Source organism: Allobosea sp. LjRoot90, assembly GCF_964254315.1.
Classification (GTDB): domain Bacteria; phylum Pseudomonadota; class Alphaproteobacteria; order Rhizobiales; family Beijerinckiaceae; genus Allobosea.
The window spans coordinates 78015-92686 of record NZ_CAXUTF020000007.1 but is presented as its reverse complement, the minus strand read 5'-3'; the positions used below and the strand labels follow the sequence as shown (position 1 = coordinate 92686).

At 65.2% G+C, this 14672-nt stretch carries 14 protein-coding genes; 9 read left to right on the top strand and 5 right to left on the bottom strand.

From position 1 onward, the window contains the following. Window positions 1-15: 15 nt before the first annotated feature. Together ACSQ3M_RS22675 and ACSQ3M_RS22670 are read right to left on the bottom strand one after the other, a co-directional pair. A complete protein-coding gene (locus ACSQ3M_RS22675; RefSeq protein WP_436152548.1) occupies window positions 16-1014 on the bottom strand; it encodes an alpha/beta hydrolase in 999 nt (332 codons plus the stop codon). Window positions 1015-1099: 85 nt separating this feature from the next. After that, the gene (locus ACSQ3M_RS22670; RefSeq protein ID WP_436152338.1) at window positions 1100-2206 is read right to left on the bottom strand and encodes an alpha/beta hydrolase; all 1107 of its coding nucleotides are present in this window, start codon (window positions 2204-2206) and stop codon (window positions 1100-1102) included. Between the two features lie 126 nt (window positions 2207-2332). On the opposite strand from ACSQ3M_RS22670, the gene meaB reads away from it, so the two are divergent. Then, window positions 2333-3307 carry a methylmalonyl Co-A mutase-associated GTPase MeaB gene (gene meaB, locus ACSQ3M_RS22665; RefSeq protein WP_436152337.1) on the top strand — a complete coding sequence of 325 codons (975 nt, stop codon included), beginning with the start codon at window positions 2333-2335 and terminating at the stop codon, window positions 3305-3307. 60 nt (window positions 3308-3367) lie between these two features. Next, on the top strand, window positions 3368-4744 hold the full coding sequence (locus ACSQ3M_RS22660) for a TIGR03808 family TAT-translocated repetitive protein (RefSeq protein WP_436152336.1): 1377 nt from the start codon (window positions 3368-3370) through the stop codon (window positions 4742-4744). 3 nt (window positions 4745-4747) lie between these two features. Here the strand turns inward: ACSQ3M_RS22660 and ACSQ3M_RS22655 are convergent, their stop codons facing one another. From ACSQ3M_RS22655 to ACSQ3M_RS22645, 3 genes are read right to left on the bottom strand one after another with little or no spacing between them, the layout of a single operon-like run. After that, the gene (locus ACSQ3M_RS22655; RefSeq protein ID WP_436152335.1) at window positions 4748-5365 is read right to left on the bottom strand and encodes a ParB-like protein; all 618 of its coding nucleotides are present in this window, start codon (window positions 5363-5365) and stop codon (window positions 4748-4750) included. Next, window positions 5362-7038 carry a SulP family inorganic anion transporter gene (locus ACSQ3M_RS22650; protein ID WP_436152334.1) on the bottom strand — a complete coding sequence of 559 codons (1677 nt, stop codon included), beginning with the start codon at window positions 7036-7038 and terminating at the stop codon, window positions 5362-5364. The genes ACSQ3M_RS22655 and ACSQ3M_RS22650 overlap by 4 nt, the downstream gene beginning before the upstream one ends. A gap of 52 nt (window positions 7039-7090) precedes the next feature. Then, complete coding sequence (locus tag ACSQ3M_RS22645) at window positions 7091-8104, bottom strand: asparaginase (protein WP_436152333.1); 1014 nt, start codon at window positions 8102-8104, stop codon at window positions 7091-7093. 147 nt (window positions 8105-8251) lie between these two features. Between ACSQ3M_RS22645 and ACSQ3M_RS22640 the strand changes: the two genes are divergently transcribed. From ACSQ3M_RS22640 to ACSQ3M_RS22610, 7 genes are all read left to right on the top strand, one after another. Continuing rightward, a complete protein-coding gene (locus ACSQ3M_RS22640) occupies window positions 8252-9076 on the top strand; it encodes an alpha/beta hydrolase (RefSeq protein WP_436152332.1) in 825 nt (274 codons plus the stop codon). Window positions 9077-9126: 50 nt separating this feature from the next. Next, window positions 9127-9363 (top strand): Lrp/AsnC ligand binding domain-containing protein, encoded by a 237-nt coding sequence (locus tag ACSQ3M_RS22635; protein ID WP_038361355.1) that lies wholly within the window; start codon window positions 9127-9129, stop codon window positions 9361-9363. A 157-nt stretch (window positions 9364-9520) separates the two neighbouring features. Further along, window positions 9521-10060 (top strand): DarT ssDNA thymidine ADP-ribosyltransferase family protein, encoded by a 540-nt coding sequence (locus tag ACSQ3M_RS22630; protein ID WP_436152331.1) that lies wholly within the window; start codon window positions 9521-9523, stop codon window positions 10058-10060. Continuing rightward, the gene (locus ACSQ3M_RS22625; RefSeq protein WP_436152330.1) at window positions 10041-10697 is read left to right on the top strand and encodes a DarT1-associated NADAR antitoxin family protein; all 657 of its coding nucleotides are present in this window, start codon (window positions 10041-10043) and stop codon (window positions 10695-10697) included. Before ACSQ3M_RS22630 ends, ACSQ3M_RS22625 begins: the two co-directional genes overlap by 20 nt. A 252-nt stretch (window positions 10698-10949) precedes the next feature. Next, a complete protein-coding gene (locus ACSQ3M_RS22620) occupies window positions 10950-12512 on the top strand; it encodes an ABC transporter substrate-binding protein (protein ID WP_436152329.1) in 1563 nt (520 codons plus the stop codon). A gap of 198 nt (window positions 12513-12710) precedes the next feature. After that, on the top strand, window positions 12711-13688 hold the full coding sequence (locus ACSQ3M_RS22615; RefSeq protein WP_436152328.1) for an ABC transporter permease: 978 nt from the start codon (window positions 12711-12713) through the stop codon (window positions 13686-13688). After that, a complete protein-coding gene (locus ACSQ3M_RS22610; protein WP_436152327.1) occupies window positions 13685-14605 on the top strand; it encodes an ABC transporter permease in 921 nt (306 codons plus the stop codon). Before ACSQ3M_RS22615 ends, ACSQ3M_RS22610 begins: the two co-directional genes overlap by 4 nt. Window positions 14606-14672: the final 67 nt, after the last annotated feature.

Genomic DNA, 14672 nt, shown 5'->3' with positions numbered 1-14672 from the left:
GCTCCGGCCTCCGGGTCAGGATTGCGACCGGTCGATCGCGCGGCGCACGACCTGCGTGACCTCGCTGTTCGTCAGGAAGAGGTCGTGGCGCAGCAGGCTCCAGCCGCGGCCAGACGTGTCGGCAACGCGCACGCCGAGTTGCTCCAGCCGCTCGCGGTCGGCAGCACCGGCGCGGGCGACACCGCCGGCGATGCGCGATGAGACCGCGAGCGCCTTGTCGCCGGGATCGATGATCACGGTCATCCGCCGGGCAATCGAGCCGAGCCTCGGCACGGTCTGCTCGAAGGCATCGATGTCGACATCGGGCGAGGCCAGCACGACAGCGCCGATCCGGTCGGAAAGACCTTCGAAATCGCGCAGCTCGCGCAGGCCTTCCAGCGTGAGGAAGCTGCCCATCGAATGCGCGACGATGTTGATCCGCCCGATCGTCGGGTTGGCGACCAGCGCCTTCAGGGTCTGGACGAAGCCATCGCGCGACCAGAGCGCGCTCTCCCGGTCATAGGCATAGGCGAGCAGCCCGCTGCCGGATGGCCAGGTGAAGAGCGCGGTGCGCCCCTCGAACGCGAGCGCGTGCGAGAGCTGGCCGGCGCTGCGCGCGGCCGTTTCGAAGGTTTCGTTGAAACCGTGGACATAGAGCAGCACGTCGCGGCCGGTCGCGGAATCGGCAAAGGCCCGGGCGGCATCGGTCGCGCTGCGCCGGGTCACGCCGAGCACGGCCCAGTCGCCACTGACGACGGAACTCACCTGCGCGGCGACGCCGCGTCCCGGCGCCGACAGCCTGACCTCGGCAAAGGTCAGTCCGCTGCCGCGCTCGGAAGCAAAATAGGGCGCGCGATCGCCCGTCGGCTTGCGCGTCGTCGCGACGAGCAGCTGCGGCTCCTTACCGAAACTGGACGAATCCGCCGGCCCGACGAAGGGCGAGATCGACGCCTCGCTCTGGCCGCAGCCAGCCAGCCCCAGCCCGAGGAAGGCGACGAAGGAGCGGCGTGAGACGGCATGTCGCGAAGGCGAGATCACTGGCTAGGTCCAAGAATGGGGGGTGCGAACCTTCTGGCCGCGAAACCCTTAAGGCCAGACCAACGCGGCCAGAATGGGGCAGCTACTTGTCCCGAGCTACGAAAGAGGGGGAGGCCTTGGGATCGAGCCCGAGCACGCCGCCGCCCGTTCCGCCCTCCAGCCCATCGTCGCCAAGCCGCTTTCCGATCATCTGGACGATGCGCGGGGTCGTCGCGAACTTGCCGTGATTATAGTCATCGCCGCTGCGGTCTTTCGAAAGGTCGATGATCGTCGCGCCGGCCTTGCGCAGATCGGCGACGACCTCCGTATCCTTGTCGGAGATCGCGCCCAGCCTGGTCTTGTCGCCGGCGAACTGGCGCGAGAAATCGAGCGCGCGATCATCCGACGAGACGAAGACGGTCACCGGCCGCTTGATCGCGGCGAGCTGGGTCTTGAAGACGTCGAGGTCGATGTCGGGCGCCGCCAGCATGACATTGCGCAGCTTGCCGCCGAAGCTGCCGTCGCCGCGGATCGCCGCCTGCCGCAACGTCTCGACCGTCAGCAGCGTCCCCATCGAATGCGCCAGGATATCGAAGCGGTTGGCGCCGAGATCGCGGGCGATCACGCGCAAGCCGGTTTCGAGCGCATCGCGCGAAAAATCGGCACTGTCACGATCATAGGGATAGGACAGGATCTGGGCGCGTGACGGCCAGGTGAACAGCACCGGCACGCCCTTGAAGCCGGAATCGGTGACGATCTGGGCGAATCGAAAAGCGGCATCGGCGAAATTGGTGTTGAAGCCGTGGACGAAGACGAGCACCTCGCGCTCGGCCGACGGACGCCCGGCGACCGCCGCCTTCACCTCTTTCAGCATCTCCGGCTCGGAGAGACGCTCGACGGCGCTGACGGTGAAATGGCTGGCAGGATCTCCGGCGCTCGTGACGCTGCCCGGCAATTCGAGCTGGCCGACCTGATGACTGCGCGGCACGCTGATATCCAGCCGGGCGAAGCCGACCGCCGAACTGCGCTCACCGCTGAAATATTCGGGTTGCTTGGTCGAGGCGCGCGAGGTCGCGACGAAGATGCGGACCGTGCCGGCGGTATCCTCGGGCCTGGCGGCTGAAACGACCAATACGCGCGGCGGGCCACCGCAGGCGGCGAGCACAAGCGACAACAGCGAGGCGAGAACCAAAGACCGCAAGCCGGACACGAGACACGCTCTCCCAACCGGCGCGACTCGTCTCACCCTCCCCGTCGCTTGGCAAGAGCCGGGATGACACTGCTGTCTCCAAAAGCCTCGCTTCCGCTATGAGCGCTCTCTTGCTACCAGCGGAGCATGGTCAATCTTGCAGCGCTCGGCGATGCGATTCTGGCGGGCGAGCGCGCGGCGCTGGCGCGGGCGATCACGCTCGCGGAAAGCCGGCGGGCCGACCATCGCGAACAGGCGCAGGTGCTTCTGTCCCGCCTTCTGCCGCATACGGGCAAGGCGATCCGCGTCGGCATCACCGGCGTGCCCGGCGTCGGCAAGTCGACGACGATCGACGCACTTGGGAGCTACCTGACCAGCCAAGGCCACAAGGTCGCCGTGCTCGCGGTCGACCCGTCCTCGACACGCAGCGGCGGTTCCATCCTCGGCGACAAGACCAGGATGGCGCAGCTCGCCGTCGATCCGAACGCTTATATCCGCCCCTCGCCCTCCTCCGGCACGCTCGGCGGCGTCGCGGCCAAGACGCGCGAGACGATGCTGCTCTGCGAAGCCGCCGGCTTCGACGTCATCCTGGTCGAGACCGTCGGCGTCGGCCAGTCGGAGACGGCGGTCGCCGATCTCACCGATTTCTTCCTGGTGCTGATGCTGCCCAATGCCGGCGACGAATTGCAGGGCATCAAGAAGGGCATCATCGAGCTCGCCGACATGCTCGCAGTCAACAAGGCCGACGGAGAGGGCGCGACTGCGGCTCGCGCGGCCGCAGCGCAATACAAGGCGGCGCTGCACATCCTCGCGCCGACCTCGCCGCTGTGGTCGACGCCGGTGGTGACGATCTCCGGCCTGACCGGCGCCGGCCTCGACGCACTCTGGGCCAAGATCGAAGAGCACCGCAATCGCTTCGAGGCGAAGGGCCTGATCGCCGAGAAGCGCCGGCGGCAGGACGTCAAATGGATCTGGGCGATGGTGCAGGACCGGCTGCAGGCCAAGCTCCGGCACGACCCGGCCCTGAAGGCGCGCACGCCCAAGCTCGAAGCGGCCGTCGCTGCCGGCGAGATGGCGCCGACCGCGGCTGCCGACGAGATCGCGAGGGCGCTCGGCCTGTAAGTTCACGCTGCGCCGTCGACGGCACATATCTTGAAGCCATGTTGCGAGATGGAGGCTCCGATGACGCTTTCGCGCCGCGACTGGCTGCGCACGGCCCTTTTCGGCACGGTTGCGGCTTCGGCCGGTCCCGCGCTGGCACAGGCGCCGCGCCCGAGCACATCGGTTCCGCTCGGCACGTTCGGGCTCGAGGCGACGCAGTTCGGCCTGCGCCCCGGTTCCGCCGATGACCAGTCGCGCATTCTCCAGAACGCTCTGGTTGAAGCGGTCAAGCGCGACGCGCCGCTCATCGTCGCGCCCGGCCGCTACCGCATCGCCAACGTCGTCCTGCCTGAGAATGCACGCTTGATCGGCGTGCCCGGCGCGACCCAGTTCGTCGCCGCGCAGGCCGGGCCAATGCTGGTGGCGCGGCGGATCAAACGCACTGCGATCTCCGGAATCGTGCTCGACGGTCTCGACATCAAACTCGGCCAGCGCACCGGCCTGCTCAATGTCGAGGAGGTGCTCGACCTTGCCCTATCCGATTGCGAATTCGCCAATGCCGGCTCGGTTGGGCTGACGCTCAGCCGGACCGCTGGCCGCATCGAGCGCAACCGCTTCCGCTCGATGCGGGATTCGGCGCTGTTCTCGCTGGATTCGCGCGGGCTTTCGATCGAGGCCAACACAGTCGAGGATTGCGGCAATAACGGCATCCAGCTCTGGCGCAGCCAGGCGGGAGACGAGCAGAGCCTCATCCGCGGCAACCGCCTCAACCGCATCCGCAGCGATGCCGGCGGCGACGGGCCGAACGGCAACGGCATCAGCCTGTTCCGTGCCGGCGGTGTCGTGGTCGAAGGCAATACGCTGCGCGATTGCGCGCTGACCTTCATCCGCAACAACTCCGGCTCCGGCGTGCAGATCCTCGGCAATCAGGGCCGGCGCTGCGGCGAGACCGGTCTCTACTCGGAGTTCGCCTTCGAAGGCGCGATCATCGCCAACAATCTGGTCGAGGATTGCGCGCAGGGCGCCAACATCACCAATCTCGACCATGGCGGGCGGCTCTCGGTCTTTGCCAACAACATCATCCGCAATGCACAAAGGGGGTTCGCGCCGAAGGGCAAGGAGCTCGTCGGCGGGCTCGGCGTGCATGTCGAGGCGGAAGCGGCGGTGACCGGCAACGTCATCGAGAACGCCAGCGAGGTTGGTATCTCGCTCGGCTGGTCCTGGGCGATGCGCAATCTCGTCGCCACCGGCAATGTCGTGCGACGCACCGGGATCGGGATTTCGGTCTCCCTCGTCCCGAAGGAGCGCAACGCGCTGATCGCCAACAATGTGATCAGTGAGGCGAAGCTCGGCGCGGTGGTCGGCACCGAATACGGCAAGGTCGTCACCGGTGACCTGACCAAGGGCGAGGACAAGCGCGCCGCCGGCATCCGCGTCGAAGGCAACGCCGTCGGCTGAAACTCAGTCCGAGGGGCCGCACCAGCCCGGCAGATGCTCGGCCTCCCGCGTCCGGGCGAGGTCGAAAGCCTTGCTCAGCGACTTGGCAAAGAAGCGCCTGACGAGGTCGGGCTTGATGCGTCGGCGCAGGAAATCAGCCCAGAGGAACTCACTGAACGGCGCCTCCGTCTTGGCATAGCCGCCGGCAAGCCGCAGCGCTCCCGCCAGCGAACGATAGGGATCGTCGACGAGGCCGGAGACCTTGCGCGGAATTTGGTCATGACCGCGCCGAGACCCTTCTGCATCGAAGGGGTGCATCCAGCAGCGATTGTCGAGGACGCTCCAGAACTCGCCCTTGCCGAGCCGCGACAGGTCGGCGACCTCGGTGGTCAGCACCTCCTGCTCGCCCTCCAGGTGCAAAGCGAGTGCTAGGTGGTGGTGGTCGATCAGGTAGAGGCGACGCTTTGGGCCGATCACGACCGGGACGGCATGGCGGCCGAGGAAATCCGCACCCTTCTCCTCGCGCTCCGCCCGCCAATGGACCCGCTTCATCTCGACTTCGCGCATGCCGACGCTGATCTGCGTCGGCATGAGATCGGTAATGGCGACGGAATGCAGCCGCGGCTCGACCGAATAGCTCATGACGCCCCCTTTGCGGCCGGCGCGAGCGCCCTCACCGCCTCCTCGACGCTGTGGAAGACATGCTCGGCCCCGATCTCGGCGATCACGCCGAAATCCTCCAATGCCTGGAGCGCACGCACGGATTCGGCCCGGGCAATGGCGAAGATGCCGCCCCGCTGCCGGCAGGCCTCTGCGACGGCGAGCAAGGCCTGCGCCGCCGTATAGTCGATGGCGGGGATGCCGCCGGCATCGAGGACGAGCAGCGTCGGTTTCCGCTCCGTCAGCAGCGCGAGCACGCCATGCCGGAAGCTCTCGGCATTGGCGAAGAGAAGCGGCGCCGGAAAGGCGATCACAATCACGCCCTCGACCTGCTCGCCATGACGGCCGGGCTCCGGCGGCCACCAGATCGTCGTGCCCGGAATGCGCAATTGCTCCAGCGGCTCGCTGCGCGTCGTCATCCAGACGCCGTGCAGCAGCGACAGGCCGATCCCGACGGCAACGCCGGTCTCGACCGGCAGCCAGACGATTGCAGCCGCGGTCAGCAGCACGAGTGCGAATTCGGATCGCGATTGGCCGGCGATCCGGCGGATGACCTCGACCCGGACGATGCGCTGCGCCACGAAAAGCAGCACCCCGGCGAGCGCCGCCACGGGCACCTGCGCCAGCAGCGAGCCGCCGGCTACCGCAAGCGCGAGCACGATCAGCGCCGCCGTCGCCGCCGCGAGCTGCGAGCGGCCACCGCTCTCGGCGGCGACCGCAGTCCGCGGCGGGCTGGCGTTGACGGGAAAGGTGCTGGCGAGTCCGGCGAGCAGGTTCGCAGCGCCGATACCGATGAAATCGCGATCGACCCTGGGCTCGGCACCACTCGGATCGCGGAAGGAGCGGCTCACCGTCGCTGTCTGCATCATCACCACCAGTGCGATGACGAGCGCGAGCGGCACGAGGCTGCGGATGTCGGCCCAGTCGAGCACCGGCGGCGCCAAGCTCGGCCAGCCAGAGGGCAAGGCGCCAAGAACCGCGACCCCATGCGTCTCCAACCGGAAGAGCATCACCGCCGCTGTCGCCCCCACGAGCGCCAGCAGCGCGCCCGGCAGACGTGGAGCAAAACGCTCGCACAGATTCACGATCGCCAGCGTCGCAAGGCCGATCGCCAGCGAGATGAGGTTGACGCTGTGAAGCCCATGCCAGAGCGCGGAAAGCTGGCCGGCGATGTGATGACCGCCGCCGGGAATGCCGAGCAGGCTGGGAAGTTGCGACACGGCGATATGGACGGCGATGCCGGCGAGGAAGCCGGTCAGCACCGGCACGGACAAGAGATCGGCAATCCAGCCGAGCCGGAGCAGGCCGGCGAGGACGAGCGCAAGCCCGACGAGAATCGCGAGCAGGGTCGCCGAGCCTGCCGGGATCGCACCACCTACAGCCAACGCCGCAAGGCCGCTGACGAAGATCGGCGTGATCGTCGAATCGGCGCCGGCCGTCAGCACGCGGCTCGCGCCGAACAGGACGAAGCCGAGCGTCGCCGCGACGAAGGCGTAGAAGCCGAGCTGCGGTTCGAAGCCGCCGAGGCGAGCCGTCGCCATCTGCTCGGGAATCGTGATCGCCGCGAGCGTCAGCCCGGCGAGCAGGTCACGCCCGAAGGCACCGGCGCGGCCAATCGCGATGGGTTTTTCAGGCGATACGGAAGCGTGCGACATGAGGCGGGCCCCGAAGGCGAACGATGAGCCTCGCGCCGGCCCGCGTTTGTCGTCAAGCGCGCGGCCGCAGCGCCTCCGCCGCGCGGACGCGACCGACCTCGATGCCGTTCCAGTTCTTGAGCACCGTCTCGCGGAAGGGCGCGAAGGCGACCTCATCATCACCCTGGCGCGGCAGGAAGCGCTCGACGAGCGCGGCCATGGCAATCTCGGTGGCGCGGCCGGCGCCATCATCGCATTTCAGCGCGATACCGTAGCCGAGTTCCGGCAAAGTGCCGCAATAGACCCCCTCGGCTCCGGTCTTGATGAAGGCGCGCGCGCCGAAAACCTCCATGAAGCGGGTGTCGAAGCGGCCTGTGCCGGCGACCATGAACGGGTTGGCGGCGACCGCCTCGCGAATGCGCCGCGCCGCCTCGGCCCGCTTCGGGCCGAGGCCATTGCCGGTACCGAAACGGGCGAAGCCGAGCGCCAGCGCTTTCAGCGGCACGGCATAGGTCGGGATCGAGCAGCCGTCGGTGCCGGAGAGCTCAGCCTTGTGCGGAGCGCCCGTAACCTCTTCCAGCGCGGCCCGCACCGCCTGCTGCACCGGATGGGCGCCGTTCACATAGCCGGCCGGGTCCTCGTCGATGCCGCAGGACAGGCAGATAAAGCCGGCATGCTTGCCCGAGCAGTTGTTGTTGAGCGCGCTCGGCTCGCGCCCAGCCTTGGCGAGCGCGCGCGTCGCCGCCTCGCCCATCGGCCAATGCGCACCGCATTCGAGGCATGAGGCGTCGCGGCCGGCTTTCTTCAGCATGGCGAGCGAGGTTTCGGCGTGGCGCTCCTCGCCGGAATGCGAGGCGACGGCGAGCGCGATCTCCGTGGGCGTCAGACCAAAACGGTCAGCGGCGCCGCTTTCGAGCAGCGGCAGGGCCTGCAGCGCCTTGACCGCCGAGCGCGGGAAGACCGGCCGCTCGACATCGCCGAGCGAGAGCACCACGGCCCCGTCGGCGTCGACGACGATCACCGAGCCGCGATGGCGCGATTCGACCGTGCTGCCACGGGTGACTTCGGCGAGAACAGGGTTGTCCATGGGCGGCTCCGGCGCGATCGAGGCTGCGTCTTGTCGCGTTTGTCGCAGCCCCTGTCAAAAGACCTCGACCGGCCGGGTGCGCATGGCGCAAACTGCCCCCGAACCGAGCCGGCGGCGACAGCCGAGGCGCAGCAAGATCAGGATCCGATGCCCGTCGACTACGAGACCGAGTACAACAACCGCGCCCGCGTGCCGGGGCATCCCGGCATCATCGCCAGCTGGGCCCGCGATGCGGCCGCCTATCGCGAAGTCGCCGTCAGCGAGCTCGGCATCCGCTATGGCGAGGGACCGCGCCAGACCTACGACCTGTTCAAGCCGGAGGATGTGAAGAGCAAGGCGATCGTGCTCTTCATCCATGGCGGCTACTGGCAGGCACTCGATCCGAGCTACTTCTCGCACATGGCGCGCGGGCTCAACCAGGTCGGCGTCCCCGTCGCAGTCGCCGGCTACGACCTCTGCCCGCAGGTCGAGGTCGGCCATATCGTCTGGGAGCTGCAGCAGGCTGCCGCGACGATCTGGCTGCGCTACAATCTGCCGGTGGTCGCGGTGGGGCATTCGGCTGGCGGCCAGCTCTCCGCCTGCCTGCTGGCGACGGGCTGGAAGAGTGTCGATCCGGAGCTTCCCGACCAGATCGTGCCCGCCGCTTACGGCATCTCCGGCCTCTATAATCTGAAGCCTTTGGCCGAAACCAGCATCAACCAGGCATTGGGGCTCACGCTCGAAGGAGCGGAGCGGGAAAGCCCGCTGTTCTGGCCGGCACCATCCGGGCTCGTCATGGAAGCGGTCGTCGGTGGGGCCGAGAGCGCTGAGTATCACAAGCAGAGCCGCCAGCTTACCGACGTCTGGGGCCTCGAAGGGGTTCGCACCCGCTATGAGGAGATCGACGGCGCGAACCATTTCACCGTGCTCGACACGCTTCCCGATCCGGAAAGCGCCATGACACGCCGCATCGCCGAACTCGCCGGCGCTTGATCTTCCCGCGCCAGCGGCTATCGAAGGGCTTGAGGAATCCGGAGCGCGCGATGCAGACCTTCTTCGTCGAGATCAAATGCAAGCTCGGCAAAACCTATGAGGTCGCCAGCGAACTCGCCGACCGCGAGATCGCCTCGGAGATCTACTCGACCGCCGGCAATTACGACATCCTGGCCAAGTTCCACGTCGCGGCCGATGTCGACATCGGCCATTTCGTCGCCCAGAAGGTGCAGTCGATCCCCGAGATCGCCGACACCCACACGATCATCACCTTCAAGGCGTTCTGAGCGCGCTATCGCCATCAAGGTGATGGATGCTGCATACCTGCGGGTGTGCATTCCCCTTTTCGCGCTTCAGCCTCCATGTGTGACGGTGCTCCGTCTAACGCATAGGTTGCCGGCGAGCCACTACGCCTGTTTAAATCGCGTCGTGGGGGGAAACTAAATGACGCTCGACGAACTGATACGGTTGATCGACAACAGTGCACAACACAAGCATTTGTACCATTTTACCGACGAATCTAACCTACCGGGCATTTTGCAACTCGGCATTCTCTCGAAACAGCAATTGCGTGCACGAGGATTATGGCCTCCACCGGCCCCTGGTGGTAATGAACTGAGCCGCAATCTGGACCTGCAACGTGGCATCGACCCATACGTGAGCCTATGCATGACGCGGAACCACGGTATGAGGTATCGCGCTGGGCAAGAAGGGAGGCAGAATAATTCATTCTACCTCGGCATCAGTTCCGAAGTGCTTCGGATTCCCGGCGCCAGGATCGCCTTCGGCGTTGCTAATGCCAATGGTGTAGTAAACCTGCCGGTCGCTGAAGCTCTCGACCAGCTTGACGCTGAAGTGATCTACACGCGCATGGAATGGAAGAACCCCGAGATAAACGCGCGACTTCGGGCCGCAGAAAAATTCGAAGTACTTGTTCCTAACTCGGTGCCGAGAAACTTAGTCGTTGAGCGATATCGTGGCTAGCAGACCTGTTTTCCTCCCCAATATCAAAGGAACCCTGCTCGTTCAGGAGCGGAATTTCGATTTTTCTTGGTCATCTGGCTTTGCTGAAAGTCAGAAGAAGAAGAATATTATGGCACTTCATGCAGCAGCAAAGCGCGATGGCATCGAATGTGTTTTAGAGATTTCTACTAAATCAGAAGAACCTGTCGGTCGTAAGCTTAGTGCATTTAGCTTAAAGATCGAAATAGACGGAAGGATGCTGCCGCTTGAAAGCGTTTATCAAGGATCCAAGGTATTCGAAGAATGCGGCCCCTCTCTCCAAATTTTCGAATACGAACCAAGACAGGCAAAGCGCTATATTCGCGAGTTAGATTGCGGTCGCTTAGTTGGCTTTGAACTCCAAGGGAAACGTTACCCTCTTAGTCCTAAAAATGCTTTCTACGACTGGCTCTACATACGAGCACTAGCGAACCATATCGAGTGGATCGAGGCCAAAGTTCAGTACGACGGCTACACTGATATTGAATTCAACCCTGAAAAACAGGTAAATTGCCAAGCGCGAGCATTTGCAGAACTCAGAAGTCTTTCGGCCCGATCCAAACTTGATAAGGCGGTTGTTAATTTTGACTACTTTGCTTCGTTGCTCCCGGCGATCTAAGATTTTAGATGTGGATCTATTTCTTAGATTCAATATAATAAATGAAAATCGTTTACTACACAGGTGGCTCATACCACTTCGAGCAGACCCGTCTCACCATTGCAGAACTCACTCAGGATAACCGTAAATTGTAGAAGAAAATTCTCTCACGCCCGCTGGCGGAGGGGGCCCCGCTTGGCCTAAATAGCGCCAGAACTCGGGAGGTTCATTCCTATGATTAAAATCACGAAATCTGCTGGCCGCATTGCTGGCATGGCTGCTCTTGCAGCCCCGCTCACGCTCATTGCCGGCCTCGCATCAGCCCAGGAGCTCAAGATCGGCCTGTCGGCCGAGCTCAGCTCGCTCGACCCGCACTATCACAACCTCACCCCCAACAACATGCTGGCGCGGCACATCTACGAGCCGCTGGTCGGGCAGGACGAGAAGCAGGCGCTGAAGCCTCTGCTCGCCGAGAGCTGGAAGGCGATCGACGACACGACCTGGGAGTTCAAGCTGCGCAAGAACGTCAAGTTCCATGACGGCACACCGTTCACGGCGGATGACGTGATCGCCACCATGCAGCGCGCGCCGAACGTGCCGAAGAGCCCGTCGAGCTTCTCCGCCTATGTCCGCGGCAAGGAATTCACCAAGGTCGACGACTTCACCGTTCGCGTGAAGACCGCGACGCCAGCGCCGCTGGTGCCGACCGATCTCTCGACCTTCGGCATCATCCCGGCCAAGTGCAAGGACACCACCACTGAGGACTTCAACCTCGGCAAGTGCACCACCGGTGGCACCGGCGCCTACAAGCAGACTGAATACGTCGCCGGCGACCGCGTCGTGCTGACCCCGAACGAGAGCTATTGGGGCGGCAAGGAGCCCTGGTCGAAGGTCACCTACCGCATGATCACCTCGGCCCCGACCCGCGTCGCGGCGCTGCTCGCCGGCGATCTCGACGTGATCGAGAACGTGCCGACCTCAGACGTCGCCCGCCTCAAGGGCGATGCCAAGCTCAGCGTCGCGAGCACGGTCTCGAACCGGGTGATCTATTTCCACATGGATCACTTCCGCGAGGTCTCGCCCTTCATCAAGGGCAAGGACGGCTCCGAGATCAAGAACCCGCTGCGCAACCTCAAGGTCCGCCAGGCGCTGTCGATGGCGATCAATCGCCCGGGAATCGTCGATCGCATCATGGAGAAGGAAGCGATCCCGGCCGGCCAGCTCCTGCCCGACGGCTTCTTCGGCACTTCCAAGAAGCTGAAGCCGACCGCCTTCGACCTGAACGGCGCCAAGAAGCTGCTCGCCGAGGCCGGCTATCCGAACGGCTTCAAGATGAAGCTGCACGGGCCAACCAACCGCTATCTCAACGACACCAAGATCATCGAGGCCGTCGCGCAGATGTTCTCGCGCCTCGGCATCGAGACCGAGGTCGAGACGCTGCCGTCGGCGAACTTCTTCACCCGCGCCTCGCAAGGTGGTCAGGGCAACGTGCCCGAGTTCTCCTTCATCCTGGTCGGCTGGGGCGCGGGCACCGGCGAATCCTCGGACTCGCTGAAGGCGCTGCTCGCCACCTTCGATCCCGCCAAGGGCATGGGTGCGACCAATCGCGGCCGCTACTCCAACCCGACCTTCGATGCCAAGGTCGATGAGGCGCTACGCACCGTCGACGACACCAAGCGCGATGCCGCTCTGGCCGAGGCGATGGAGATCAGCATGAACGATGTCGGGCTGATCCCGACGCACTACCAGCTGAACACCTGGGCTTCCCGCAAGGGCGTCAAGGTGCTGGCCCGCACCGACGAATACACGCTTGCGACCGGCATCCGGAAGGACTGAGCCGGACCGGTTGAACACGCCGCCAATGGCGGGCTGGGCCGGAGCCCGGCCCGCTTGGCGGAAACACCCCCCGGAGCCGTTCCATGCGCGCCCGCCTCCCGGCATCACGCCGGTATCGGCCGCGCGGAACGGCTCTATCTTTAACTTGCTCCAGCTTTAAGCTGGAGCCGGATTGAACGATCCGGAAGGCCCCGGACCATGCTGGCATTCATCCTGCGCCGCCTGGCGCAAGCCCTCTTCGTCATCGCGGCCATGCTCGTGATCGTCTTCTTCGGCGTCAACGTCGTCGGCGACCCGATCTACATGCTGATCTCGCCCGAGATGGACCAGCAGCAGATCGCCGAGACGGCCCGCGCGCTCGGGCTCGACAGGCCGATCTGGGAACAGTTCCTGGTCTTCCTGAAGAACGCCGCCCAGGGCGATCTCGGCCGCTCCTTCGTCCATGGCGAATCCGCCATCAAGCTGATCCTGCATCGGATGCCGGCAACGCTGGAGCTCGCCTTCGTCGCGCTGGTGCTGGCGATCGTGATCGGTCTGCCGCTTGGGCTCTATGCCGGCCTGAAGCCGGAGAGCCGGCTCTCGCGCTTCATCATGGCGGTCTCGATCCTCGGCTTCTCGCTGCCGACCTTCTGGGTTGGGCTGATGCTGATCCTGACCTTCGCGGTCGGCCTCGGCTGGCTGCCGGCGACCGGGCGCGGACCGACCGTCTCGATCTTCGGCCTGGAGACCTCGCTGCTCTCGCTCAAAGGCTGGCAGCATGTCGCGTTGCCGGCGCTCAACCTGGCACTGCTCAAAATCTCGCTGGTGATCCGCCTGGCGCGGGCCGGCGCCCGCGAGGCGGCGCTGATGGACTACGTCAAGTTCGCCCGGGCCAAGGGCCTGTCGCAGAGCCGGATCGTCGGCGTCCACATCCTGAAGAACATCATGATCCCGATCGTCACCGTGCTCGGCCTGGAATTCGGCTCACTCGTCGCCTTCTCGGTGGTGACCGAGACGATCTTCGCCTGGCCCGGCATGGGCCGCCTGCTGCTCGAGGCGATCACCCGGCTCGATCGGCCGGTGATCGTCGCCTACGTCATGGTCGTCGTCGTGCTGTTCGTCACCATCAACCTATTGGTCGACCTGGTCTATTCGGCACTCGACCCACGCGTACGTCTGACGGAGGCGACATCATGAGCGAAGCCGCCCTGCCCGCCGCCGCACCGCCGGTCGAGGCCAAGGAAGAGACGCCGTTCCGGCGCTTCGTCCGCTCCTTCATCGAAGACCGGCTGGCGCTGTTCGGCCTTGTCCTCTTCATCCTGATCGTGCTGCTCGCTCTGGCGGCGCCGCTGATCGCGCCGCAAAACCCCTACGATCTCGCCAGCGTCGACGTGATGGATTCGCGCCAGCCGCCCGGCGCGACCTCCGGTGAAGGCTTCACCATGTGGCTCGGCTCGGACGGCGTCGGCCGCGACCTGCTCTCGGGCATCCTCTACGGCCTGCGCATCTCGCTGATGGTTGGCGCCTTCTCGGGCATCCTGGCGGCGACGATCGGCTCGGCGGTCGGCCTGATCGCAGCCTATGTCGGCGGGCGCACCGAGAACGCGATCATGCGCCTGGTCGACCTGCAGCTCTCGCTGCCTTCGGTGCTGGTCGCACTGATCCTGGTGGCGGGCCTCGGTAAGGGCGTCGACAAGATCATCATCGCCCTGGTGATGGTGCAGTGGGCCTATTATGCCCGCACCGTGCGCGGCTCGGCCTTGGTCGAGCGGCGTAAGGAATATGTCGAGGCGGCGCAATCGCTCGGCCTGTCCCATGCCCGCACTGTCTTCCGCCATATCCTGCCGAATTGCCTCGCCCCGGTGATCGTCATCGTCACCGTGCAGACGGCCCACGCCATCTCGCTGGAAGCGACACTCTCCTTCCTCGGGGTCGGTCTGCCGCAGACCGAGCCCTCGCTCGGCGTGCTGATCGCCAACGGCTTCCAGTACATGCTCTCGGGCAGTTACTGGATTTCGGTCTTCCCCGGCTTTGCGCTGCTGATGACGATCGTCTCGATCAACCTGGTCGGCGACCGCCTGCGCGACGTGCTCAACCCGCGCCTGGAGAAGTGAGCATGATCGCTGCTCCAGATTTTGCCGGAACCGCGACGCAAAGCCCTCTCCCCTTGTGGGGGAGGGT